This is a genomic window from Spirulina subsalsa FACHB-351 (assembly GCF_026130165.1).
GTDB lineage: Bacteria > Cyanobacteriota > Cyanobacteriia > Cyanobacteriales > Spirulinaceae > Spirulina_A > Spirulina_A subsalsa_A.
The window spans coordinates 43,754-69,416 of sequence record NZ_JAIHOM010000008.1; the positions used below are offsets into that span (position 1 = coordinate 43,754).

Annotated in this window: 16 protein-coding genes and 2 pseudogenes; 11 read left to right on the top strand and 7 right to left on the bottom strand. The window is 46.5% G+C overall.

Translation table 11 applies throughout. The features are described from left to right. Positions 1-196: 196 nt before the first annotated feature. From K4A83_RS02660 to K4A83_RS02675, 4 genes are all read left to right on the top strand, one after another. Positions 197-856 (top strand): PEP-CTERM sorting domain-containing protein, encoded by a 660-nt coding sequence (locus tag K4A83_RS02660; protein ID WP_265262840.1) that lies wholly within the window; start codon positions 197-199, stop codon positions 854-856. A gap of 259 nt (positions 857-1,115) precedes the next feature. Further along, positions 1,116-1,370: a hypothetical protein gene (locus K4A83_RS02665; protein WP_265262841.1), complete on the top strand. Its 255-nt coding sequence runs from the start codon at positions 1,116-1,118 to the stop codon at positions 1,368-1,370. 90 nt (positions 1,371-1,460) lie between these two features. Continuing rightward, positions 1,461-4,301 carry an ATP-binding cassette domain-containing protein gene (locus K4A83_RS02670; RefSeq protein WP_265262842.1) on the top strand — a complete coding sequence of 947 codons (2,841 nt, stop codon included), beginning with the start codon at positions 1,461-1,463 and terminating at the stop codon, positions 4,299-4,301. 747 nt (positions 4,302-5,048) lie between these two features. After that, complete coding sequence (locus K4A83_RS02675; RefSeq protein ID WP_265262843.1) at positions 5,049-7,016, top strand: HlyD family efflux transporter periplasmic adaptor subunit; 1,968 nt, start codon at positions 5,049-5,051, stop codon at positions 7,014-7,016. A 60-nt stretch (positions 7,017-7,076) separates the two neighbouring features. Here K4A83_RS02675 and K4A83_RS02680 read toward each other — a convergent pair whose 3' ends face one another. Further along, entirely contained in the window at positions 7,077-7,757 is a 681-nt protein-coding gene (locus tag K4A83_RS02680) for a response regulator transcription factor (protein ID WP_265262844.1), read from the bottom strand. Positions 7,758-8,066: 309 nt separating this feature from the next. Here K4A83_RS02680 and K4A83_RS02685 point away from each other — a divergent pair, with 309 nt between their 5' ends. Continuing rightward, entirely contained in the window at positions 8,067-9,998 is a 1,932-nt protein-coding gene (locus K4A83_RS02685; RefSeq protein ID WP_265262845.1) for a phosphodiester glycosidase family protein, read from the top strand. Between the two features lie 134 nt (positions 9,999-10,132). Here the strand turns inward: K4A83_RS02685 and K4A83_RS02690 are convergent, their stop codons facing one another. Continuing rightward, on the bottom strand, positions 10,133-11,758 hold the full coding sequence (locus tag K4A83_RS02690; protein WP_265262846.1) for an AAA family ATPase: 1,626 nt from the start codon (positions 11,756-11,758) through the stop codon (positions 10,133-10,135). 607 nt (positions 11,759-12,365) lie between these two features. Between K4A83_RS02690 and K4A83_RS02695 the strand changes: the two genes are divergently transcribed. Beyond that, the gene (locus K4A83_RS02695; protein WP_265262847.1) at positions 12,366-13,490 is read left to right on the top strand and encodes a glycosyltransferase; all 1,125 of its coding nucleotides are present in this window, start codon (positions 12,366-12,368) and stop codon (positions 13,488-13,490) included. Between the two features lie 72 nt (positions 13,491-13,562). After that, complete coding sequence (locus K4A83_RS02700) at positions 13,563-14,396, top strand: alpha/beta fold hydrolase (protein WP_265262848.1); 834 nt, start codon at positions 13,563-13,565, stop codon at positions 14,394-14,396. A 320-nt stretch (positions 14,397-14,716) separates the two neighbouring features. Here K4A83_RS02700 and K4A83_RS02705 read toward each other — a convergent pair. Further along, a pseudogene (locus tag K4A83_RS02705) lies at positions 14,717-15,265 on the bottom strand (AAA family ATPase); the annotation flags it as partial. A 387-nt stretch (positions 15,266-15,652) separates the two neighbouring features. On the opposite strand from K4A83_RS02705, the gene glpD reads away from it, so the two are divergent. Then, a complete protein-coding gene (glpD, locus tag K4A83_RS02710; protein WP_265262850.1) occupies positions 15,653-17,338 on the top strand; it encodes a glycerol-3-phosphate dehydrogenase in 1,686 nt (561 codons plus the stop codon). Between the two features lie 189 nt (positions 17,339-17,527). Here the strand turns inward: glpD and K4A83_RS02715 are convergent, their stop codons facing one another. Further along, positions 17,528-17,869, bottom strand: a complete 342-nt coding sequence (locus K4A83_RS02715) for a thioredoxin family protein (RefSeq protein WP_265262851.1) — start codon at positions 17,867-17,869, stop codon at positions 17,528-17,530. Positions 17,870-18,355: 486 nt separating this feature from the next. Here K4A83_RS02715 and K4A83_RS02720 point away from each other — a divergent pair, with 486 nt between their 5' ends. Further along, entirely contained in the window at positions 18,356-19,921 is a 1,566-nt protein-coding gene (locus tag K4A83_RS02720) for an NAD(P)H-quinone oxidoreductase subunit N (protein ID WP_265262852.1), read from the top strand. Between the two features lie 166 nt (positions 19,922-20,087). On the opposite strand, the pseudogene K4A83_RS02725 reads toward K4A83_RS02720, so the two are convergent. Further along, a pseudogene (locus K4A83_RS02725) lies at positions 20,088-20,282 on the bottom strand (zinc ribbon domain-containing protein); the annotation flags it as partial. Between the two features lie 77 nt (positions 20,283-20,359). Continuing rightward, positions 20,360-23,239, bottom strand: a complete 2,880-nt coding sequence (gene ileS / locus K4A83_RS02730) for an isoleucine--tRNA ligase (RefSeq protein WP_265262853.1) — start codon at positions 23,237-23,239, stop codon at positions 20,360-20,362. Positions 23,240-23,528: 289 nt separating this feature from the next. On the opposite strand from ileS, the gene dcd reads away from it, so the two are divergent. Then, on the top strand, positions 23,529-24,110 hold the full coding sequence (gene dcd / locus K4A83_RS02735; RefSeq protein ID WP_265262854.1) for a dCTP deaminase: 582 nt from the start codon (positions 23,529-23,531) through the stop codon (positions 24,108-24,110). A gap of 13 nt (positions 24,111-24,123) precedes the next feature. Further along, positions 24,124-24,846, top strand: coding sequence for an FAD-dependent thymidylate synthase (gene thyX / locus K4A83_RS02740; RefSeq protein ID WP_265262855.1), 723 nt, complete (start codon positions 24,124-24,126; stop codon positions 24,844-24,846). A 584-nt stretch (positions 24,847-25,430) separates the two neighbouring features. Here thyX and K4A83_RS02745 read toward each other — a convergent pair. Continuing rightward, positions 25,431-25,663, bottom strand: a 233-nt coding sequence (locus K4A83_RS02745; protein ID WP_265262856.1) for a transposase, incomplete at its 5' end; no start/stop codon positions are given.

Consider the following 25,663-nt stretch of genomic DNA (forward strand, 5'->3'; position numbering starts at 1 on the left):
GTTAAGAAATTTCGAGACGGCCTGAAGGGATAAACAGGCTGTAAGGGGTATTTTGTGAAGATTTGGTAAAGCTGGGAAATTTTACCGAGAAATGGGATATTTTGGCAAAATTTTCATGATAAGAGTAGAGAAAGGACGGTTGACAGAATGTTCTCCTCCTGATAAATCAACTCTTTCGTTTTGGGACTTTCAGCTAATGATGTCTTTCTACTCCCTGCAAAAACTCCTGTTTGGTCTGACGGCAACTGGTGCGATCGCCTTGACGGGTTCCGGTCCGGTGCTGGGTCAAACGGTGTTAAGCTCCTTCTCTACGGGAGGCGCTGATATGAACGGCATGGAAATCACGGTGAACTGGTTGGGAGGGGGATCGGAAACCCAAATCTGGGGAACGACGGGATACAATGCCGGGGGGGCTTTTGGTCGGGATTGGTCTTTGTCTTTTGTGGGAAGTACCACCTTCGGCATTCCTTGGAATTTTACGAATACTGGGGCCAGCATTGCCTCGTTAACCATTCATGGTGTCCCCGGAAATACGGTCTTTGATACTCACTGGCCGACGTTCCCCGGGACTCCGGGATCTGCTAATGGGTGGACGTTTCAACCGATTTCGGGTCAAGATCCCACGGTGTTTGAATATGGGACTCCCATTGATATTTCGGTGGGAGATGTGTTCGGGTCGTTGTCTCTGTTTTGGGATCAGGGTTTTACGGGGACGTTACGCTTTTATGCAGATACGGACAATGGAACCATCGAGAATCCGGTGACTCCTCTGGTGTCTAAATCGGTACCGGAACCGTCTCTGTTGTTAGGATTGGTCGCGCTGGGAGTGATGGGGACTGTGATCCGTAAACACTAAGGATGTGGGAATAGGAGAGCAGGGGAGCAGGGGAGCAGGGGGGCAGGGGAGCGGGGGAGAGGGGGAGCGGGGGAATTGATAATTGATAATTGACAATTGATAATTATTCCCCATTCCCTATTCCCTATTCCCTATTCCCTATTCCCTATTCCCTATTCCCTAGCCCCACAGTTATTCAGCAAGCCCTAGATATCCCTCTTGCCTTTTGCCTCTCCCCTTCTTAAGCTCAAATAAGGCCATAGAGGATCACAGGATTTTTATGAAAGAACGGTTTGAGCAATGGATGGATTGGATTGACCGCTTGTTAGTGTTGGATATTTTTCTAGTCTTGGCGGCGTTTTTTTGGTTTGCGATCGCCTTATTGGGAAAATCCACGGGAATCCCTTTGGGGTGGGAGCTTTGGTACAGTCTCTGGGAACCTGTGTTTACCCCAGCTATTGGGATTTTAATGGCCGGCGCTCTCCTGAGTGGGCTGATTAAGCAGGTGACTAAGCGACTGAAGGCGAAAAATTAATGACTTTTCCGGTTCGGGGGTTTTGAGGTCGGAGGAGAGAAGGTAGTGCAGGGATCTACTGCTTAAACTGTTCTCATTCCTTAGATGCTCATGGTGTCTTCTGCTGAAATTGTCCCCTTTTTAAGCCGTCTTCCCCCTTTTGACCGCTTGCCAATGCCAATCTTGGACGGTTTAGCGGCGGTTTGTCGGGTTCAATCCTATGGGGAAGGGGATTTTATTGATCCCCATTTTATACAAATTCTCTACCAAGGGACAATCCAACTCTGTGGTCATGATCCCCTCACGGAGCAATCGGTTCCGTTAAGGGTACAGCAACGGGGGTGTTGTTGGGGGTGGTTGGAGCTTTGGGGAGGGGTAAGGTATGAAGAGGCGATCGCAACGACTGCCGTTTTGACCCTCGCTATACCCCCGGATGCCTTTTTCCCCCTCTTCTCCCAATATCCCCCCTTTGCGGCGTATTTCCAGCAACAGGTGAGGGAGGGGGAGGTGTATTGGTGTTTACGGCACTATTGGCAGTCGGAAGAACTTTCCCCTCTCACGTTGGCGGAGTTTGTGGGGCAAATTTCCCCTCAAACCTTGGTCTACCACTGTCCTCCCCATGTTTTTTCGGATTTAGCTCCCGAGGGGAGTTGGTTTGTCACGGGGGGAGCGGTGGCCTCGTTAACAGATCGTTACACCCCCTATTCTGACCTTCCCCTCCCCTTGGAAATGGGGGGACTTGTATCGGAAGGGGAGGTGCGTTTATTGAATTTTCCCTTGCCCTTGACTCCCCCTCGCCCCTCCTATCCCTTCGTCAGTAGTACCGGGGGGGCGGTGGAAAATGCGATCGCCTGTTTTGAAATGGTAGCCGATTATTTCGGGGTAGCCTGTCCCCGAGAACCCTTAAAGCGGGTGCTAGAGGCCGCGTCCCAACGTCGGGATCTGTCTTGGTCTTTCTATCGTGCGATCGCCCAACGTCTCGGCCTTACCCCCACTCTCCTCACCCCCTCCCACTCCCCCCTCCCCCACCTCAAACCCCCCGCGCTCCTCTATTGGGGAGATCACCTGGCCGTTCTCTATCAAGTCGGAGCCACCATTACTCTGGCTGTTCCTCCCGTTGGTTTATTAGAGTATTCCCCCCAAGAGTTTCAAAGTAACTGGAAACAGCAACGACACCAGCAAATCCTCTCTTTAGAGTCCCCCTCCCATCCCTCCCCTTTAGGTTCATTAAAACAGTTACTCGGTCAGCAAATTCAACAGCATTTTACCCCCTTTTTCCTCCTGCTCTCACTCAGTCTCATCAGCACCCTTTTTTCCCTCAGTCCCCCCATTATCCTACAAATCCTCATTGATCAAGTCTTTTTTCAACAACGGCTTGCTGCCCTCAACAGTTTAGCCATCCTCCTCCTTTTCCTCATCATCGGTCAGATCACTATTAATCAGATTAACCTAAAAATTTGGCGCGCCTTTGCCCATAAAATCAATCAGAAAATTCTCCGCTTTCTGTTTCAGCATTTTTCAGATTTTTTTCAATCTCCCCTTGACAAAAACAAATTAGGTGAGGTATTATATAATGGGAAAAGAGTGTCACTTATAACCTCTTTTCTGGATAGTGAGTTAATCCCCCTCCTCCTCAACAGCAGTTTTTGCCTGCTGGGGGTAATTCTCCTCAGCTTCTATAGCATTTTTCTGACCCTAATCGTTTTATTTAGTTTATTATTCTGCTTGTTGTTGAGTAGCTTTCTCTTCAGTGTAGCGCGGCAGTCTATAGACACCCAAAGCAACGGAGAACAACAATTCCAGCAAAACTGGATTCAGTCATTACTCAGCCTGCAAATACTCCCCCCTTCTCTCCACCAACGGGATACCCTACAGCAGACAATCCAGCAACAACTCTCCCTCTCGTGGCGACAACAATTAAACCTACAACAGAACTTAGATTATACCCTAAGCCAACACCTCAAACTTTATCAAAGTATCGGTCAAATTACAGTGGGAGTTATCCTCTGGGTAGGTTCTCATCTCGTAGTGACCCAACAACTCAGCCTAGGACAATTTATAGCCTTTGGGTTGATTAGTCAATCCCTCTTTATTGCCCTCAGCCAAGGGATAGCAGTGGGGTATCAATGGCTAAAAAATGGACTCCCATGGCAATCTATTCAAGACACCACAATTTCCTCCTCTCCCCTCAGCTTAAACTCCGGCAAATCTCCCCTTTCTACCCTTCACCATAGCCTACAACTTAAAAATATCATCCTCCCCCACTTTATCGACCTTTATCCGAAACAACAACCGATTAACTTTACCCTTCGTGCAGGAGAATGGTTAGGCATTACAGGGAAAAGTGGTGCAGGCAAAACCACCCTCATTCAACTTCTCAGTTTAGCCCGTCCTTGCCCAACAGGTCAAATTCTCTGGGATGGGCGAAATATTAACCAAATGAACCCCCAATTATTACACCATCATATTGCCATTGCGTCCCAAGAATTGCCCATCCTTCCCCACACCATAGCCGAAAACCTAGCTCCCTTTCAACCCCCAATGAACTTAGAACAAATTGAGGAAATTTGCCAAATCACCCGACTCCATCCTTGGGTGATGACATTGCCACAACAGTATGACACCCTCTTAGGCAAAAATGGGTTACTTCCCTCAGAAGCGGAACAGCAAAAAATCATTTTAACTCGTTGTTTACTGCAAAATCCTAGTCTCTTAATTTTAGATCAAGTTACCCAGGCTATTGTACCAGAGGAACTGACGGAAATTATGCACAATCTGCGCTATTTTTACCCGAAGATGACAGTTATTCTGGTTTCTCGCTATGCAGACTGTTTGCAGCACACCGATAGAATCTTAGTGATGGATTATGGGGCAGTTATTGAGGAAATACCACGAGGAGGGAATTCTTTTAAAGTTTTACTGCAATCCAATTCTACTAAAAGTTTGCCTTAAGTTATAGCGTTTCTATTTGAGTTTTGTAATCCACAAGGGAACAGGGAATAGGGAATAGGGAATAGGGAACAGGGAATAAGGGAATAGGGAACAGGGAATAGGGAATAGTATACAAGGGTTATAAGGAGCTTGAAGTATTATGAGAAACTTCTCTGAGAGTTGATCAATGATTTGGAAACGCTATATATAGAATGGGGAAACGAGATGGAATTTTTCGTAGGGTGTTTAAGTTATCCACATCTAGGTTTAAATGTAGCTAGATTTTATCTGGGGTATCCTATCGATTGGATGGGGAGACTGTGTGTATGGTGTGTCGGTGTTCAGTATCTAGATTTAAATGTAGCTAGGTTTTATCTGGGGTATCCTATCCAGTGGATGGGGAGACTGTATAGATGGTGTGTCAATGTTCAGTATCTAGATTTAAATGTAGCTAGGTTTTATCTGGGGTATCCTATCCAGTGGATGGGGAGACTGTATAGATGGTGTGTCAATGTTCAGTATCTAGGTTTAAATGTAGCTAGGTTTTATCTGGGATATCCTATCCAGTGGATGGGGAGACTGTATAGATGGTGTGTCGGTGTTCAACGTTTAGGTTTAAATGTAGTTAGATTTTGTCCGAGATATTTTATCCAAGGGATTGAGATACTATATAACTGGTGCGTCATTGTTCAATATCTGGGTGCAAGTTTAGCTGGGTTATATTTAACCCACCCTACACTGTTGATTATTTCCTAACAGGAGGAAACTATGTCCGCTCCAGTATCCTTGCTCCTCAGCCAGATAAACAATGTAGAATATTTACAACAGAGCATAGTGACTATCTCAAATAGTCTCCCCTCTGATTTTAATATCACTCCTCCCGAGTTAATCACTGAGGGAACAAAAACCATAGCCAATCCCACCCCGTCACCAGAATTTTCCCAGAATCAGCAATCATTCCACACAACACATCAATGGTTATGGATTAGCTTAGTCAGTACAGCTACAGGTTTAATGTTAATCTGGACTTATAAAGGGCGAGTACAACAGTGGAAATTGCAAACAAACCTCAACTTGTGGGATAATACAATAGGGGAAGATGCAGTCAATCAACCCTTTTTAACTCAACCATTGAGCTTTCCTCGTAGCATTTCTTATGGGATTTTAACCCTTATTACAATTCTCGCTTTTATAATAACTTGGTCATCTTTGGCGACTGTTGAGGAAGTGGTTTCTGCACCGGGAGAAATTCAAACAAAAACCCCTATCCAAGACTTACAAACTCCCATCACAGGGATGATTAGTACTATCCATGTTCAAGAAGGGGATACCGTCGAAGCAGGACAGATTTTAATTAAGTTTGACGATCGGCAAATTGTAGCAGAGTTAACAGCAATTGAACAACAAATGCTGTCATTACAAGCCCAAAACCAATTTTATCAACTCGCGCAACAAAATCTTTCCCCCGAGGAGACAAAAGCCAAAATAGTTGATCTTAAATTACCCCCACAACTGATTCCTTTAATTCAAGATCGCGCCCTTTTAGTCTCGGAAAATCAACTCTATCAGCAACTATTACGCCAACAAGGCGGGGATAATTTGCCCCCGATTGATCGTTTGCGACTACAAGTCCATGATACCAATTTTAGAACCCAAAAACAAACGATTCAACTGGCGATTGCTCAACTGCAAGAACAATTACAACAAAACCGTCGCCAACAGGCTGAAACCTATCAAAAATTGGAACAGGAAACGGCACAATTGCGGCGAACATCAAATAATAATCGTGAGGTGTTACAAGCGTTACAGCGTCAAATTAATCAGGAAGAAGAGGTTTTACGTCAGAGGGAATCTTTACTCGCAGATGGTGTTATTTCTTCCTTTCAGTATGAACAACAACAGCAAAAAGTACGCGCACTGCAACAGGAGTTTTTGCGGCAGAGAAACCAACGAGAACAAGCTTTTTTACAACAGATGCAGGGGGCGGAATACCAGCAAAATCGGCTAAAACAACTGCAAGATCAGGGGAAAAGTATCCAGTTGGCGATCGCACAATCCCAAAGTCAAGCCCAAAACCTAATCAGCCAGTGGCAGACAGCCTATTTAGATCGTATCGCTGATAATAGCAAAAGAATCGCCGAAATTGACCGCTATCTTACCCAAACCATGTTAGCCAATCATCAGCGTTTAGCCATCCTCAGCCAACAGCAAAACACCCTCACACAGCAACTGGAACACCATACCCTCTATGCTCCCATTTCTGGCGTAATTTTTGACCTAAAATCAGTCAATACAGGTCAAATCATTAACCCCCAAAAAATATTAGGAAAAGTTGTCCCCCAAGACGGTTTTATGGTACAATTGAAAGTCAGAACTCAAGACGTTGCCCAGTTGCAAGAAAATCAACCCGTTCGTTTACAATTAGACTCCCAACCCTTCGCCCGAAAAAACTTACAATTCAGGGCAAAAGTAGAACAAATTGGCGCAGATCGTTTGCCCCCCAATGAATTATCCCCATTTGAACATTTTCCTGTGAGATTAAGTTTAGATTGGGAAAATTTAGATTCCCAGAGCAATTTAAATTCCCATTATAACAGCCAGCCAGAACAGAATAGTGAGCCAAAACTACGGTCAGGAATGACTCTAAAGGGTCATATTCAAGTGGGAGAAAATCAACGAGTCATTGAACTGGTGTGGGACTGGGTACGAAAAAAAGCCCAAAACTTAGAATTTTAAATCATCCAAAACCCTATCATAGGGGTAATTCATGAATTACCCCCACCGATCAATTTAGACCTACCATTGCTTATTTAATAAGTTAAATTGATGGAGTAACTTAATATTTTCAGGAGAAAGTAATCGGCGTAATTCAGTCGCCTGATTGAGGATAGTAATTTCTCGCTCAAACTCATCCTTTAGAATCTGTAAATAATATTGCCGTCGCTCTTGAGGACTGTTAGCTTCAAGCATCATAATCGCCATATTCACATTAGATAAAGGACGACGTAACTCTTGAGTTAAATTTTCGAGTAGGTTTTCTTTTGCCTCAATCAGGGACTCTAAATTTTTGAGTTGCTGACATAAAACTTGCACCCGATTCACCAGTTTTTCTTGCTTCTTCAAACGTGCTGCAATAGCCTCTAAAAGTTCCTGCGCACTAAAAGGCTTCGTCAAATAATCATCTGCCCCTAAATTCATCCCTTCCCGAATATCCGAATGATTCGCTTTTGCCGACAGAAAAACAAAGGGAATCATAGCCGTATTGATATCCGCTTGTAGAGCATTTAACACATCATAGCCACTCAGGTCTGGCATCAGAATATCACAAACAATTAAGTCTGGACTTTGTTGACGAGCGAAGTCAATTCCCTCTGCGGCGGAAGTTGTACGAATGACATCAAAACCTTCAGCTTGTAAAATCGTCGCAATTTGTTTACAAAGATGTTGTTCGTCTTCAATCACAAGGATTCTTTTCATGTATGCTTCAATGGTGAAGGATCAGCGTTCACACCTCTATTACCCATAACCCATGACCGATAACCCTTGTTGAATCATGACGTGAGCAAGAGAAGTAAAATCCTCTGTCATGGTGATAACGAGGACTGTAACAAACTGTTACTTTTCCATTATTTCAGCAAAGTGTGAACATTTTGTAATAGAGTGTGAAAAAGTTGGGAAAGACTTAAGACAGTTCTTTTGTATTAGAATAAAACTCAATCCATCATCTTCACCTGCAACCTTAAGCTAGAGAAATCGTCCTCAATCTGAAACCTATTTTTCTCGTCTATGCCTAGAAAAATCTTGTCTTCTCTGTTTTCCCAGCGCGCCCCCCTTTGGCTATTAGGGTGTCTTGTCTTCACCGTTACGGTTCTATTCGGGCATCCCATCCTTAAACACCCGCCTCTCCTTGCCCAAACGGTGAACAGTGCAGAGGTTCTCCCCTCTCCCTTACCCCCCATCGCCCCTCCTGCCAACTTATCCATCACCCAGCAAGGGGAACAACTGACCTTAAACGGTAGAACCTTTACTGCCCCTTGGATACAGTGGCAAGATGGCCATACCCTACACACCGCTTTAAGTGATATGGCTGTGTGGCAGGTGTTAGGGGTAGAATTGCTCAGTACAGAAGATCCCACTAAACAGCCTGTCGCCTGGTTTAGCCACAGGGGATCTAACCCCCTCACCCTCAATGCGACGCTCCTCAATGCCTATCGTTACTTGGACATTACCGAGATTCTTAATCAGGTCAATAGTACCAGCCAAACCCAAGGCAATACCCTAAACCTGACCTTTCCACCGGCCCAAGTGCAGGACATTCAAGAAGTGGAACAGGGCGATCGCAAACAAATCATCGTGCAGTTAGATCGTCCCACCTTCTGGCAAATGAGCCAAAACCCCACAGAAGCGGTGATTATGTTAGAAGGGAGCATCCAAGCGCGTCATGAGACTCCCACCGAGGAAGAACAGCCTAAAAACCTGTTTGATAAACTGCAAAATATCCTCACCACCCAAGGAAACGGCACGACACCTCCTCCACCGGAAATTAAGCCCTTGCTGTCTAAGGTAGAAGGCACAGATGGGCGACGGGGTAGACTATTTATTAACCTGCCTGCCAATCATCAGGTTAATCTATCGTCTCTCTCCCAACCAAACCGTTTAATTGTCAATGTCACCCCAGAGGGCTTAGTGGAACGTGATATTGTTTGGGCGCCTGGCATCCGGTGGCGACAGACTTATATTCCCTTGGCAGAGAGTCGTTTTCCCATCTCTGCATTGGAATTTGATGCTCGGAATCCTAAAATTGCGCTGCGTCCTATTTGGGGGAATCCGCCCTCCATGATTGGTACAGATCCCTTGATTACCATGGGGCGACAATGGCAGGCGTTTGCGGCGATTAACGGAGGCTTTTTTAACCGGGATAATCGTTTACCCTTGGGGGCGATTCGACGGGATGGTAAGTGGTTTTCTGGGCCAATTTTGAACCGGGGGGTGATTGCTTGGGATGACCGGGGGAACGTAAATATCGGGCGGTTGTACTTACGGGAAACCTTGGTCACAGGCGATCGCCAACGTCTCAATATCCCCTACCTTAACAGTGGCTATGTACAGGCCGGACTAGCCCGTTATACTCCCGAATGGGGCAACAGTTACACCCCCCTGACCGATAACGAAATCATTGTTTTAGTCCAGAACAATAGTATTACCCAACAATACAACGGCGGCCCTGTCAATCAAACCCCCTTCCCCATCCCCCGGGATGGCTACCTGCTCACCATTCGCGGTCGGGCCGTGAATCCCCAAATTCTCCGCCCCGGCCTTACCGTGACGCTAGAAAGTGAAACCGTACCCGCCACCTTTGCCAACTATCCCCAAATTATCGGCGCGGGTCCCCTCTTGTTACAAAATCGGCAAATTGTCCTCAATGGTGAAGCAGAGCGGTTTAGTGCCGCCTTTAACCAACAGGCCGCTTCTCGGAGTCTCATTGGCATGACAGCCCAAGGAAAGCTGATTATCGCCGCCATCCACAACCGCACAGGCGGCCGGGGTCCCACCCTGCCCGAATTAGCGCGACTGGCCCAACAGTTAGGCATGACAGACGCACTTAACCTAGACGGAGGGAGTTCTACCTCGCTCTATATTGGGGGTCAGTTAGTGGATCGTTCCCCGGTGACGGCGGCTCGGGTTCATAATGGTATTGGGGTATATATTACGCAGTAGCACAATCTCCAGTCCATAGCCTTGAGCTATGGCTGGAAATGCCAGTTTTTCGCAGGCAGATTTTGGGGAAATTGGAGAACAAACTCGCTTCCCTCTCCCAAGCGCGAGTTCACAGTTACAGTGCCTTCCACAGCCTATTCTTCCAACTCATCTAAACCTCGCTTTAACATATAACTGCGTAGGGCTTCGGAGAGTTCAGTATCATGGGAAGCGGTGCGCGCGCCCGCTTCGGCGGCCCAGTATTTTAAATCCTCAATTTGTTCTCGGGCGATCGCCGCCAAGGGAACCGTTTCCTCTACAGCGCGTAATATATCGTTGGTGGTGAAGTCTCTCCGTTGTCCATTCACAATGGTGGCGAAAGCGTAGTGCATGGCATCAAAGATCACCTGTTCGATTTCCGCCCCACTAAAATCTTTAGTTTGTTTTGCCAGTAAGGGAATATTATACTCCCGCACCCTAGAAGGACGTAAACGGCGCAGGTGAACGCGAAAAATCTCCACTCGTTCCTTTTCGGTGGGTAAATTGAGGAAAAATATCTCATCAAAACGACCTTTGCGCAACAACTCAGCTGGGAGGATGCGCACATTATTGGCTGTGGAGACAATGAACACCGGGGCGGTTTTTTCCTGCATCCAAGTAATCAGGGAGCCAAACACCCGCCGAGAGGTGCCGGAATCGCCGTCGGAGCCACTGGTAATATTGCCAAAAGCTTTGTCAATTTCATCAATCCAGAGGACACAAGGGGCGATCGCCTCGCTAATTTGAATCATCTGCCGCACCCGACTTTCACTTTCCCCCACTAATCCCCCAAACAGTCGCCCGGTGTCCAGTCGCAGCAAGGGTAAACGCCACTCATGGGCGATGGTTTTGGCCGAGAGGGATTTTCCCGTGCCTTGAATCCCCACTAATAACACCCCTTTGGGATTGGGAATGCCATAACGTCTTGCTTCTTCGCTAAAGGCATCTTTGCGCATTCGCACCCATTGTTTTAAGTTTTCTAAACCCCCCACACTTTTAAGGGATTCTTGGGAGGTGAAAAATTCCAGCATCCCGGTTTGACGGATAGCCTGTTTTTTTTCTTCTAGGATGCCATCAATATCGGTTTCATTGACCTGTTCCTTGGCCGCTAAGGCCTTAGCCAGCACTCTTTGAATCCTCACCCGGCTGAGGCCTTGACAAGCCTTGACCAGCTGTTCCTTGGCCAATTCAGACATCTTGAGACGTTCGGGAGCCACCACGCTATCAATTAACTGAATAATTTCTGGACTGTCGGGCAGGGGGAAGTCTACAACGGTGATTTCTTCGGCGAGTTCCGTGGGAATTTCTAGGGTATGACTGAGTAAAATGAGGGTGTGGCGGGTGCGTTTGAGGTCGGCAGCGAGGTTCTTCAATTCTCTTACTACGGGGGCGTTTTGGGGATTGGTGGGGTAGCGTAGGATAAAGTGTAAGTCTTTTAGTACAAAAATACTAGCATTGGCTACATCTTGCCGTCGGATGCGTTCGAGGGCGCCCATAACGGAGTTGCGGTTACTGCTATTATCATTCCAGCCTCGGACAATATCCCAAATCAGCACTTCACGGGGGGGGATGGATTGTCGGGCGACTTGTGCTAAGAGTTGTTCTACGGGGTCTTCTTCGACGGAGAGGATATAAATGAGGGGATAACGCGATCGCATCATCAAACTCAATTGCGCCATTAACTCCTGATGCGGTGGGGGGGTAGGAGTGGGAGTAATCAGATGGGAGGGAAGGTGAGTCATTGCGCAGGAGAAATCAAAGATCATGGCTTAATTATCAATGATCAATGGTGATAGCGTCATGCCCCTAGCGGCAATTGGGGAAGAACCTGGGCAAAATGAACTAAGGAGGATAGGAGATGGGGACTGGACATCTGTTCTGTAGCTATTACAATGAGTGAAGACCCTAGCGCGTTCTCTGTTGATCTTGAGGGAGAGAGAAACACTTTCCCGAGCTGATACCAGATTATTGCTCCCCAGATTATTGCTCCTTGGGGGGAGTAGAGAAGTTTCCCCTACTGGGTTAAGGAAGCTATTGCGATCGCCCAATTCTAGGTTCTTGAAAGTTTCCCCAATGCCCTCACCCCGCTACGACAGCCACAACTACGCAAAGTCATGTTTTTGCCCAATCATTTAGCTCCCTGCCGAGAAGCCCCGCGCCTTTAGGTCGGGGATTGTCCATAACGGTTTCGCTAAACTAATTTTGAGCGTATTAACCACGGAAGGAAGAGGAGAGCAGGTATTTTTGCCAGAAAAATCTCTCTGATCTCTCCAAATAAGAGAAATTGATTCTGTTCTGTTTTGAACGTCTGGGTCTGACAAATAGTCTACCTTTATATCGGTGTTCATCATGACAAATCTTTCTAAAACTATTAGCTTTTTTCTACCTAACTTTAACTGTGGTGGAGTACAACGATTAGTCTTAAACTTAAGCTATAGTTTATCTCAGCAAAAAAATCAGATTGATCTCGTCTTGATTCGATCCGTCGGATCGTTTATGTCCCAGATTCCTCCATCTGTGAATCTGGTCGATTTAAAAAAACCTCGATTACGTCAAGCTATTCAAGTGCTTGGGCAATATTTGCGAGAAAAAAATCCAGATGCGCTATTCTCCTTTATGTCCTACAATGACCCAATTTCTGTTTTAGCTAAGAGTCTTTACCACGTTAAAACTAAAATTATTCTCGGTCTTCATAGTGATCTATCTCAACAAAAAACTCCCCCTTTTTTACAACATCCCTTAGCTCATTTAGGCTTAACTCCTGATCAGCCTAAATTATTAATGCAGTGGTTCTATCCTTGGGCAAATGCCGTTGTCGCTCCATCCTACGGAGTCGCTAACAATTTAGCTCAAATGGCTAAATTTCCCTTGGAGAAAATACGGGTTATTTATAACCCCGTAATTACCCCAGAGATTTTTGAAAAACAACAACAAATGATCCAACATCCTTGGTTTGAAATAGATCAACCCCCTGTTATTCTAGGAGTTGGTCGCTTAATCCCCCACAAAGACTTTTTCACATTAATTCGTGCTTTTGCCAAAGTTAAAGAACAAATCTCCTGTCGATTAGTTATTTTGGGAGAGGGAGAAATGAGAAGGGAGTTAGAGAAATTAGTACAAGCCCTCAACCTCACCCATGATGTGGATCTTTTGGGCTTTACAGATAATCCCTATGCCTATATGAAACAAGCTAAAGTTTTTGTCCTATCCTCCAATTGTGAAGGATTTGGTAATGTTTTAGTTGAGGCAATGACCTGTGGGACTCCGGTTGTCTCTACCGACTGTCACAGTGGACCCAGAGAAATTTTAAATCATGGGAAATATGGTCACTTAGTTCCGGTAGGAGATGCGGGAAAGATGGCTCAAGCCATTGTAGAAGTCTTGACGGGAAACTCCAAAAAATTTGATATCAATTGGTTAAATCAATTTACGTTAGATACTGTCACCCAAAAGTATATAGATTTGTTGAATTAGTTTTTCAAAAATCTCGATTTGTGGTAAATAAAAGACCATAGATCATTATTCACCACAAAGGGAGAAAAGGGCGTGTCCACTCGTCAAACGGTATCACTCGGAGACATTAATCTATCCTATTTGGAGTGGAAAAAAGGGACAGAACCCCTGTTATTACTTCATGGTTTAGCGGATCATGGTGGGGTGTGGTCGTCCTTAGCGGATGCCTTACCCTCCCACTATCATATCATCGCGCCAGATTTGCGGGGACATGGGGACAGTGAAAAGCCAAAAACGGGTTATCAATTCGCCCAAATTATCCAAGATTTACAGGGCTTAATGACTCATTTAGGCTGGGACAATGCCCATATTTTAGGTCATTCTTGGACGGGGAAATTGTTGCCGATGTGGGCGACTCAATCCCCCCAATCTTTTCGCTCGATGATTTTGGTAGATCCGTTTTTTATTGGCAGAATTCCGCGCTGGTTTCGGGTGACTTTTCCCTTGTTATATCGGGTGTTACCCTTTTTGCAGGCAATGGGACCATTTGAAAGTGAAGATGTGGCCTGTGCGATCGCCCAACAATTAAAACAATATCGTGGTTGGAGTCCCCTACAAGCCCAAGTTTTTCGAGATAGTATTGAACAACAATCCGATGGCACTTGGCGGAGTAAGTTCACCCCAGAGGCAAGAGACGGGGTTTTTGAGGAGGTGATGCACATTGCTGGATTGACTCAGCCTTTATCGATTCCTACATTATTTATTAAACCCGAAGGGGGATTAAATCGTAGTGCATGGCAAATGCAGCCCTATTATACTTATTTAACCCATTTAACTGTGCAAGAAGTCCCCGGGAATCATTGGGCGTTTTTAGTCGAACCGGATGCTTTTAATCAGGAAGTAGCCGCATTTTTAGCGAAACTATAGCGTTTCCATTTGAGTTTTGTAATCCACAAGGAAAAGCCAAGGGAACACCGGATCTAGGAACAGGGAACAGTATACAAGGGTTACAAGGAGCTTGAAGTATTATGAGAAACTTCTCTGAGAGTTTATCAATGATTTAGTAACGCTATATCGAGTTCAGATCAGACCTAAAATCTATGTTTTTTTGTCATCTTAATCTTCAAAGTTGCTCAATTCTTGCCCGTAGTTCCATCAAATCAGGATAGGTTGTGATATCCAGTTGAGTAATCGCCCACTCAAAAAAACCGCGTCCTTTCTTATTTTTCAATGGAGGATAATTAGGCATCGCGCAAAATATCATCTGTAATTTCAATCCTATGGTTGTAATCTTCAGTGGTTAAACTGGTTGAAGTTCTTTGCTCTGTGTACCACAAAATTGTTCCCACTCGTTCAAAGACTTGAAACCCGTCTGAGCGAAGTAATTGCTTGGCGTACTCTCTTCCTTTAAACTGAAAAAACTCGCTGTCAGAGTTAGCTATCACTCTCTCCCCACTCCATTTCAGGGGGACAATATGGTTTTGAGCAGGGGGTATGGGTAACTCATGTTTTATCTCCTGCAATTTTTGGTAAAACTCTTGAATGGCTTTGATTTCTTGGGTTGAAAACTGAATTTTTAGATGGACTTCTGGATCAAATCTGCCCCAGTTATTTCCCAGCAGTTCGCTATTATACCCTGCCCATTGTAAATCAGAGCGTTTTTGGAATCGCCCCGTTGCGCATCCTAATGTCGCAGCAATTGCTTGTAGAATACTGGTTTTTCCTGCACCATTCATCCCAATAAGTAGGATAATATCTTGTGCTAGTCCTGTCTCTGGGTCGGTAAAGTCGAGCAATGTGTCTCAAAATTTTTTAAAGTATTTGAGTTGAATGGATTGAACTTTCATAATAAAAACCTATCTACCGATTTTGCTTTCTTGCCAGCTATAGCCAACTTATCTAAGTCGTATAAAATAGGCTCACCTAGAATCCAAATAGGACAATAGCCCAGAGTTCACGTCTCATTCAGACGAGCTATATTTTCCGGGTTCTAGCCTCAGTTATTACTTGTTACGTTGCCACTTGTCTTTAAACTGTATCAAGGGATCAGAAGCCAAAAAATGGGAAAAAAGAGGGGATTGGGTGAGTTTTGCCTGAACAGCCTCCGTGAAGCGCTATAGCATGGGGGAAGAAGTCAGCCCGATTTATGGGGGCTGAGTTTCTTGCAGTCATCATCATTGATCATGCGTCATTTCCAAACTATCTCAAACGAAACTTATGATCTCATTATTATTGGCGGAGGAGTTAACGGGGCTGGAGTTGCTCGGGATGCCGCTTTACGGGGCTTGAAGACGATTTTAATTGAGAAGGGAGACTTCGCGGGGGGAACCTCAAGCTGGTCTACCCGTTTAGTTCATGGAGGGTTACGCTATCTAGAGTATTTTGAGTTTCCCTTGGTGTGGGAGTCTTTGCGGGAACGGGAGGTGTTGTTAAAAACGGCTCCCCATTTGGTTAAACCGTTAATGTTGACGGTTCCGGTGTATGAGGAGCGATCGCGTCCTTACTGGAAAATTTGGGCAGGAATGTTGCTCTATGACGTTTTCAGCTATGACAAGTCTGTACCTTGTCATCGAATGTTACCCCGAGGAGAGTTTAAGCAATTATTCCGCTCGTTGGATACGGAAAAGGTCAAGGGAGGAGCGCAATATTATGATGCTCAAGCGGAATATGCCGAACGTCTCTGTTTAGAGAATATCCTAGACGCGCAAAGGGCCGGGGCAACGGTGTTAAATTATGTGGAAGTGACGGCCTTGGTACGAGAGGGCGATCGCGTTCAGCATCTAGAATGTCGCGATGTCTTGACTGGACAGGAATTCCGGGTGACTGGCACCCCCCAAGCGATGGTTGTCAATACTTCGGGGCCTTGGGTAGATCGTGTTTGCGAACGGGGGAAAGCTGGAGATATCCCTTCTCCCATTGGCAAAAAGCGCAAAATTGGCGGCACGAAAGGCAGTCACATCATTGTTAATCGTTTTACGGGCGCTCCCGAAACGGCCTTATATGTGGAAGCGAAAACGGATGGTCGTCCTTTCTTTATTGTTCCGTTTTTGGGGCGCGTTCTCATCGGCACCACAGACCTACTCTATGATGGCACTCTCGACACCGTAAAGGCGGATAACGAGGAAATTGATTATTTACTCCAAGAAACCAATTTCATCATCCCTACGGCTAATTTAACCCGCTCTGACGTGACGTTTACCTACTCCGGGGTGCGTCCTCTGCCCTATGCGGAAGGGAAAAAACCGGGGGAATTTACCCGGAAACATATTCTCCATGACCACAGTTCTGAGGGGGTGAAAAATTTAATCTCTCTGATTGGGGGGAAATTAACCACTTATCGTCATGTGGGAGAGGAAATGGTGGATCTGGTGTACCAAAAAATGGGGCGTTCGGCTCCCCCTTGTTCGACCCTGAAGGCTCCCCTTCCGGGTTGTATTTTACCGACAGATGGGCGCATTCAACAAGCAGTTAAAGACTATCGTTATCGGGTATCTGTGACCAGTATCCATCATTTGTTCTTGCTCTATGGGGCTAAGGGGGGGGAAGTGTTGGCCTTGGTGGACGAACATCCCGCACTGGCTGAACAAATTACGCCCCATCTGCCGGATATTAAAGCCCAGATTGTCTACTCGGTACAAGCAGAGATGGCGGAAACCTTGCTGGACATTACCCGTCGTCGGACGACCATTGCCATGCAGGAGAATTATGGCTTAGGGGTGCTTCCGGTGTTGGTGGAAACCCTGCGGGAATACTGCGGTTGGAGTGAGGAGAGGTGTGATCAGGCGATCGCAGAGTATCACCACTATATGCAGAAAAACTGTATTCCTGACTATGCCCTAGAGGTTAAAACCGAGCAGTTATCGGTTTAGCTAGAAACGGAGAAACCCTCACCATAATCCTTGATTGGGTGAGGGAGTCTGTCACGACGTGAACATAGTGCGTCAGGACTACTGTGATTTTCAGTCAATCCACCAACCCAGCAACTACAAACCTAGTTCGTTGTTGGGCTTTAGCCCTCAATCCGAGGCCCTGACGCACCCTTCACGGTTGACTGACTCCTAGGCTGTAGTTGCGATCCGTTGTTCAATAGCTTGACGAAGCGATCGCGCTGTATCATCCAATCCTTGAAACCCCTCAATACGGTGGATCAATTGTCCTTGTTCAAAGACTAAAACCGTGGGCAAAATCTTCACTCGGTAGGTATTCACCAATTTTAAACTCTCATCAGCATTAACACTGACTAAGTTCACCCGATGGGGAGACTCCTCCTGAAACTTTAATAACATCGGCTCAAGGCGCTGGCAAATCCTACACCAAGGGGCCCAAAAATGGACAATGACGGGCTGCGGGGAATCCAGAACCTCTGAGGAGAAAGAGACTTCGCTGGTTGGGAACAGCATAATTTCTATTTATTAAATGGGGTTTGATATTCAACTTGGGTTTATGCTACATCCAATTGGGATCCGATGGGAAGGAAAGTTAACAGAGTGTATCAGAATTTCTCAGGTTTCTGTTAATTTCACCGATTCATTCCCCCGCCAAGGGCCCAAGCCTTGATCGGTGTCAACCAAGTGATCTGCTTGCTCTGCTTTATAAAACCTATGAATGGCATTTCAAGATAGTTCTAATCAACTGGGTTGTTTCCCGCTCAGTTGATCCTTCGACCAACCATTGCGCCCCTACTGGCTGCTCCCCAATCCGTGATCCTGTGATGAAGCGTAGGCATCAATGATATACTGTTCCAAGTCTTGATCACCAGACCCAGAGCCACAATGGGGCGGAATGGGTAGGGGAACAAGTGATAAAAAGCTCATCTAACAAAACAGGAAACTGCGTCTGCTCATCGGCGCGGTCGTTCAACGGAGTGCTATTAATCTAAATACGCTATGGACTTTTCAAGTACAGTGGCCTCGCAACTGAATGCGGGGGTGATTTTGCCGGAGGGGTTGGTTATTATCACCCTGATGGTCGTGTTGGTGGGGGATATTATTCTAGGTCGGAATGCCTCTCGTCAGTTATCCTATGTTGCGATCGCAGGTCTTTTAGGCTCAGTGGTCGCTTTATATTTTCAGTGGGATAATAGTCAAACCATCGGCTTTTTAGGCGGTTTTAACGGCGACAATCTCAGCATTGTCTTTCGGGGAACCATCGTCCTCTCCACCGCTTTCACCATTTTGATGTCCATTCGTTATATCCAACAGTCCGGGACAGCTTTAGCGGAATTTGTTAGCATTCTGCTCACCGCGACGCTGGGAGCCATGTTCCTCTGTGGAGCGAATGATCTGGTGATGATCTTCCTCTCCCTTGAAACCTTGAGTATCTCCTCCTACCTATTAACGGGGTACACTAAGCGAGATCCTCGGTCCAATGAAGCCGCTTTGAAATATCTGCTCATTGGGGCCGCTAGTTCCGCCATTTTCCTCTATGGGGTGTCCCTACTCTACGGTTTATCAGGGGGAGAAATACGCTTAGATGCGATCGCCGCCCAACTGACCGATTTAAGCAGTGGTCAATCTTTAGGAGTCGCCATTGCCTTAGTATTTGCGATCGCCGGAATCGCCTTCAAAATCTCCGCCGTTCCCTTCCACCAATGGACTCCCGACGTTTACGAAGGTTCACCCACCCCCGTCGTTGCCTTCCTCTCCGTTGGCTCCAAAGCCGCCGGATTTGCCCTAGCCATTCGTCTCCTCGTCACCGTCTTTGGACAAGTTACCCCGGAATGGCAATTCATCTTTACCGCCCTCGCCGTCCTCAGCATGATTCTGGGCAACGTCGTCGCCCTCGCCCAAACCAGCATGAAGCGGATGTTAGCCTACTCCTCCATTGCTCAAGCCGGTTTCGTCATGATTGGTCTAGTAGCAGGGAGTGATGATGGATATGCCAGCATGGTGTTCTATCTGTTCATCTACCTCTTCATGAACCTTGGGGCCTTCACCTGTGTGATTCTCTTCAGTCTCCGCACCGGAACCGACCAAATCGCCGAATATTCCGGCCTCTACCAAAAAGATCCCCTCCTGACTCTTGCGCTGAGTATCTGTCTCCTCTCCTTGGGCGGTATTCCCCCCCTCGCGGGTTTCTTCGGGAAAATTTACCTCTTCTGGGTGGGTTGGCAAGCGGGATTATATGGCCTAGTCCTCTTAGGGTTAGTCACCAGTGTCGTGTCGATTTACTACTACATCCGTGTCGTAAAAATGATGGTGGTCAAAGAACCCCACGAAATGTCCGACACCGTGAAAAACTACCCCCCCATTCGTTGGAACTTACCCGGAATGCGTCCCTTACAAGTGGGGTTAGTCCTTTCCTTAGTAGCCACCACTTTAGCCGGGATTCTCTCCAATCCCCTGTTTAATTTGGCTAATAGTTCCATTAGCAACAGTTCCGTTTTTCAGACCGCTAGCACCCCTGTTATATTGTCCGAATCCATTATCAATCGTCAATCCTTGTCTGAGTAAGCAGGAGGAGTGAATCCTCTAAAACATGAACGTTACTGGGTCGGGGTCATTGAACATTTAACAATGATCCCGACCTTTTCTTTGACGAGATATGATGTCCAGATCATCAGTTACAGTAAAGTCTCGGTTTAAGACCACCAATGAAAACTCGGCCGAGTTCCTCGGCCTAAAGGCACGAGGATTCTTGGTTCACAGACTCGCCATAACCTAGCAGGATTGCTCCAACCAGGCTAGAGGGCAAATCTCCCCAAGCTTTAGATCCGGTATGCCCTACCGTACTTAATGCTAATTTCAGGATATTAATTGCAGCATTTATATCTCTATCTTCTATCAACCCACAATGAAAACAAATATGGGTTCTAGGTCACTAATATTATGACATCCTCCCGACGCTGACCGGGTACAGCGCGGGCTTCCCCATGTCACTATGAGGCTTTCCTAAAATTCTCCCCCAAGGGCGGCTACACAACGTTCGCAGAGGGTGGGATCGTCGCTACTGGTTCCCACATGGGTGGAGTAGTTCCAACAGCGATCGCATTTCTCCCCTTCAGCCTTAACAATACCAATCCCTAAACCCTCGGATTGACTGGTATAGGGGGCATTTTTCACGGCTTCCAAGCTGTCTACTAATTCCACTTGGGAAGCCAAGAACAAATAGCGCAACTCGTCCACCCCGTTGGTGCTTAAACTATCGGCCGCATTAAACTGGGTTAATTGTTGCTTAAAGGCCTCATCAGCCACATATAACAACACTTTCGCCTCTAACGATGCCCCGATCATCTTCTCACGGCGTGCCTCTTCCATGACCTTATTTACCCCGTCTCGTAGCTCCCGCAATTTGTCCCAAGTGGTAGCCAGTTCCGGGTTTTCCCAAGCGGGATCAATGTTGACCCAACCGGACTCAAACACCGATTTATAGGGGGTTTTGTAGGGTAAGAATTGCCAGATATCCTCCGCCATGTGGGAGAGAACCGGAGCAATGGCACGGGCAAGGTTTTCTAGTGCGATCGCCAATACCGTTTGACAACTGCGACGACGTGGGGCATCCACTGCCGAGATATAAAGCCGATCCTTGGCAATATCTAAATAGAAGTTAGACAAATCCACCACACAGAAATTCTGCACCGTTTGGAAGAACCGATAAAACTGATAAGTCTTAAAAGCATCGTTCACTTCCGTAAACACTTCAGAGATACGATGGAGCATATACCGATCCAATTCCGGCAACTCCTCATAAGGCACTGCATTTTGAGTGGGGTCAAAATCATCTAAACTGCCCAACAAAAACCGCGCTGTATTGCGAATCTTGCGGTAGCTGTCGGCTAACTGTTTAAGGATATTCGAGCCAATCATCACATCGGAGGAATAATCCACCGAAGACACCCACAGGCGCAACACATCAGCCCCATAGGGGGGATCTTGCTTCTGGTTTTTGCCCCCGTTGATAATAATATTGGGGTCTACCACATTCCCGAGGGACTTACTCATTTTGTAGCCCTTTTCATCTAGAGCAAACCCATGAGTTAATACCGTTTTATAGGGAGCGTGACCATTTACCGCCACACTGGTTAATAAACTGGATTGAAACCAGCCACGATGTTGATCTGACCCTTCTAAGTACATATCCACCGGGTATTTTAACTCGCCCCGTTGATCGGCCACAGCCGCCCAAGACGACCCAGAATCAAACCAGACATCCATTGTATCCATACCTTTGCGGTAGGTTTTCCCATTGTTGCGATAGGACTCTGGGAGTAACTCCTCCACCGACAATTCCCACCAGGCATTAGAGCCTTTTTCGGCAATAATGGCTTGAATATGATTGATGGTTTCTTCCGTTAGTAACGGTTCGTTGGTTTCCTCGTCATAAAATACTGGAATGGGAACACCCCAACTGCGTTGACGGGAAATACACCAATCACTGCGATCGCTAACCATCGGGGTAATGCGGTTTTTCCCTTGGGCTGGAATCCATTCCACCTCTTCAATCGCCTTTAATGCCGCTTCTCGGAACCCTTCCACCGAAGCAAACCACTGTTCAGTTGCCCGGAAAATTGTCGGTTTTTTCGTCCGCCAATCATAGGGATATTTATGCACATAATCCTCTTCCAGTAACAAGGATTTTGCCTCCCCTAACGCCTGAATGACGGCTTCATTCGCCCCATTCAGCACATTTAACCCCGCAAAAGGCCCCGCTTCGGCTGTAAAGTTACCTTCTTCATCTACCGGAGATAACACAGGTAAACCGTAGCGCTGACCAACGATAAAATCTTCTTGACCATGACCGGGGGCTGTATGCACCAATCCAGTCCCCGATTCCGTGGTGACATATTCCCCTCCAATTAAGATGGGACTTTCCCGGTCAAACAGGGGATGTTTATAGGTGCATTGTTCTAAATCTTGACCCTTCATGGTTACTTTTAGGGTCAAGGTTTTGCCTAATTTTTCGGCTAATCGTTCTACCAATTCAGCCGCTACGAGCAAGTATGGGGGGGTATTTTCGGGGTTTGCTACTTCCACAACGGCATAGGTGAGATGGGGATTGACTGCGATCGCCAAATTCGCCGGAATTGTCCAAGGAGTCGTCGTCCAAATGGCCACCCCCAACTCCCCGGCAAAGGGAGCCAACTGTTGGGCGACCTTATCCGATGCCTTAACAAAAGGAAACGCCACATAAATACTGCGCGAAGTGTGGCCTTCGGGATATTCTAACTCCGCCTCCGCCAACGCTGTTTTAGAACTCGGACTCCAGTGAACCGACTTTAACCCCCGGTAAATATAGCCCTTCAACGCCATCTTGCCAAATACTGCAATTTGGGCGGCTTCATACTCCGGTTTTAGGGTCAAATAGGGGGTTTCCCAATCCCCCCAGATCCCATACCGTTTAAACCCCGTGCGCTGTTCCTCCATCGCTTTGAGGGCAAAATCCCGCGCCTTTTGTCGTAGGGTTAAAGGAGTTAGAGCTTGACGTTCCTTCGTCTTCATCGCTTGCAGCACCTTTAACTCAATGGGCAAACCATGACAATCCCATCCCGGCACATAGCGCACCTTGCGCCCTTGCAGTAACTGATACTTATTGATAATATCCTTGAGGATTTTGTTTAGGGCGTGACCCATGTGTAGCGACCCATTAGCATAGGGCGGGCCATCATGTAGCACAAAAACCTCTCCCGGATTATTCTGTGACAGGGTTTCATAAATCTTGTTCTGTTCCCAAAACGCTTGGATTTCCGGTTCACGCTTCACAGCATTTGCCCGCATACTAAAGTCGGTTTTGGGCAGGTTAACGGTGTCCTTATAACTTTTGGGGTCTGTCACAGTTCAATCGTCCAGTAGGTAGGTGAAATTTGCACTTCTCATTATCGGTGAAAAGTCCTCGGAGTGCTAGGGGGGCAATCATCCATGATTCGTTATCTCGCCCTCCCCCAGCCGATAGTAGCGCAACGGTCAAAAGCTGATGGACCATCTATAGCGAACCTATCTGAGTCGTGCAAAAAAGGCTCGCCTGGAATCGACATAGGACAATAGCCCAGAGTTCACGTCTCATTAGGACTAGCTATATAGGGTATTCTAAAAAAGCTGTCTGAAAAGAAACGTCGATTAGGCTATGATCAAGAACGATAAATGGATTGCTCAAATGGCTGAGGGAGGGATGATCCAGCCCTTTGAACCCCGTCAGGTGCGGCAATTGGACAATCTGCCCGTCATTTCCTACGGCCTAAGCAGCTTTGGCTATGATCTCCGGTTATCCCCTGTAGAATTCCGAATTTTTCGCCACATTCCGGGGACCGTAGTGGATCCCAAAAACTTTAATCCTGAGAACCTAGAAACAACGAAACTCTATAGCAGTCCAGAAGGGGATTATTTTATCCTCCCCGCCCATTCCTATGGTTTGGGTGTAGCGTTAGAAAAGTTAGCCGTTCCTGATAATGTAACGGTGGTTTGTTTGGGGAAAAGTACCTATGCAAGGTGTGGAATTATTGCTAATGTTACCCCAGCAGAAGCCGCTTGGCGAGGCTATTTAACCTTGGAGTTTTCTAATTCATCCAGTGCCGATTGTCGCATTTATGCTAATGAGGGAATCGTGCAGTTATTATTCTTAGAAGGTGAACCTTGTGCGGTGAGTTATGAAACCCGACAAGGAAAGTATCAAGATCAACCCGATCAGGTGACATTGGCGCGGATTTAGTTTTTTTAACATTATGGATAAATTTAAAATTGAGGTCATTACTTCCACTTCCAACCCTCAACAGCTAGTTTGGGCGGCTATGCACCAAGATTATAGTGAGGATTTAGTTTGGGATAATCTAGATAAGTTCCCAGATGAGGAGAAGGCTGGGGAACTGATTGTTAAACATTTATTATCTGGCAATAAGGGTCATTATGGCCCCTTGGAACATCCACAAATTACGTTTAATGTGGGATTTTTTCCTCATTCAATGATGCAGCAAGTTAGGACTCATCGGGTGGGCGTGTCTTTTGATGTACAATCTAACCGTTACACAGGTCAACGTATTATTGATGTAGTCACAGGAAAGCGGGATGTGGAAGAGGTGTTTTACCTGCGTCCTGTGGGTGACTATACGAATCGTCAGGGCAAAAAATACACCTATACCCAAGCACAACGTCAAGAGGATTTGGCGTGGTGTTTGGAAGCCTGTAAGCGCTATAAACAACGCATTGATGAGGGGTTATCGGAGGAACACGCCAGGGGGTTAATTCCCTTTGATGTGCGGCAACATTTTGTTTTAAGTTGTAATTTGCGATCGCTCATGCACCTTCTAGATTTACGCTGGAAAAAGGATGCTCAACTCGAAGCGCAACAATTCTGTGAGTTGTTGTTTGTTCACTTCCAAGAATGGACTCCGGCAGTGGCTCAGTGGTATCTGGAAGCGAGGGCGAAAAAGGCGCGTTTATCGCCTTAAAGGTGAGAATTATCCGGTGGTGGGTCAATATTGTGGGAATTCCTCTCGTTTTCCTGTCACAGATTCTGCCATGACACGGGCATTGCGCGGCTCTGCCGCCTGCTGTGGCATGGCTATAATTGTTGTGAGGTCAAAAAGAATCGGGGTTTAGCCTACCCGATTACTCATTTTGCCACAACATTTTCCCAGAAACCGGGTTTCTTGCATTCCCTCGTTTTCCCACGACAAGGGAACAGAAACCCGGTTTCTTATCCCTCAGCTTAGAAACCGGGTTGTTTATTTCTTCTCGTTTTTGGCGGACATTTTGACAAAAACCCGGTTTCGTGAACTACCCCACCCTGCCGTTGGCGAGGATGGGGCTTCCTGATTCAACGGGAACTGCATCTAACAAAACCGATGTTTTGCTAGGTTGTCTTACACTCCCTCCCCAGGCCGTATCGCTGGTTCCCAACGACAAGATCCGCTTCCCAAGGCATAGGCTTCAAGGGGTAGGATGTTATGATTATCAACAGCAACGTAAAGTAAATTTTTAGCTGTCTCACTTAATTCCCTGACTAGAGACAAAACCTTTGACACTCCCCGGCCTAAAGGCACGGGGATTCTTCACTCAACGAATCAGCTTGCCCTGACAGGATTACTCCAGCCAAAGTAGAGGCCCATTCTCCTGAAGCGTTACTTGCGTCTAGCGCAAAAGTTCCGGTATGCCCTACCGTACTCAATCCCCGACCGAGGATATTCCTCGCTGCATTGTGGTCTCTGTCCAAGACACATCCACACTGACAAGCATGAGTCCGAGTGGATAGGGTTTTCTGAACAA

Bases quoted from the DNA above. Each gene is read 5' to 3' on its own strand.
- K4A83_RS02660 (WP_265262840.1), top strand. From the start codon at position 197: ATGATGTCTTTCTACTCCCTGCAAAAACTCCTGTTTGGTCTGACGGCA.
- K4A83_RS02665 (WP_265262841.1), top strand. From the start codon at position 1,116: ATGAAAGAACGGTTTGAGCAATGGATGGATTGGATTGACCGCTTGTTA.
- K4A83_RS02670 (WP_265262842.1), top strand. From the start codon at position 1,461: ATGGTGTCTTCTGCTGAAATTGTCCCCTTTTTAAGCCGTCTTCCCCCT.
- K4A83_RS02675 (WP_265262843.1), top strand. From the start codon at position 5,049: ATGTCCGCTCCAGTATCCTTGCTCCTCAGCCAGATAAACAATGTAGAA.
- K4A83_RS02680 (WP_265262844.1), bottom strand. From the start codon at position 7,757: ATGAAAAGAATCCTTGTGATTGAAGACGAACAACATCTTTGTAAACAA.
- K4A83_RS02685 (WP_265262845.1), top strand. From the start codon at position 8,067: ATGCCTAGAAAAATCTTGTCTTCTCTGTTTTCCCAGCGCGCCCCCCTT.
- K4A83_RS02690 (WP_265262846.1), bottom strand. From the start codon at position 11,758: ATGACTCACCTTCCCTCCCATCTGATTACTCCCACTCCTACCCCCCCA.
- K4A83_RS02695 (WP_265262847.1), top strand. From the start codon at position 12,366: ATGACAAATCTTTCTAAAACTATTAGCTTTTTTCTACCTAACTTTAAC.
- glpD (WP_265262850.1), top strand. From the start codon at position 15,653: ATGCGTCATTTCCAAACTATCTCAAACGAAACTTATGATCTCATTATT.
- K4A83_RS02715 (WP_265262851.1), bottom strand. From the start codon at position 17,869: ATGCTGTTCCCAACCAGCGAAGTCTCTTTCTCCTCAGAGGTTCTGGAT.
- K4A83_RS02720 (WP_265262852.1), top strand. From the start codon at position 18,356: ATGGACTTTTCAAGTACAGTGGCCTCGCAACTGAATGCGGGGGTGATT.
- dcd (WP_265262854.1), top strand. From the start codon at position 23,529: ATGATCAAGAACGATAAATGGATTGCTCAAATGGCTGAGGGAGGGATG.
- thyX (WP_265262855.1), top strand. From the start codon at position 24,124: ATGGATAAATTTAAAATTGAGGTCATTACTTCCACTTCCAACCCTCAA.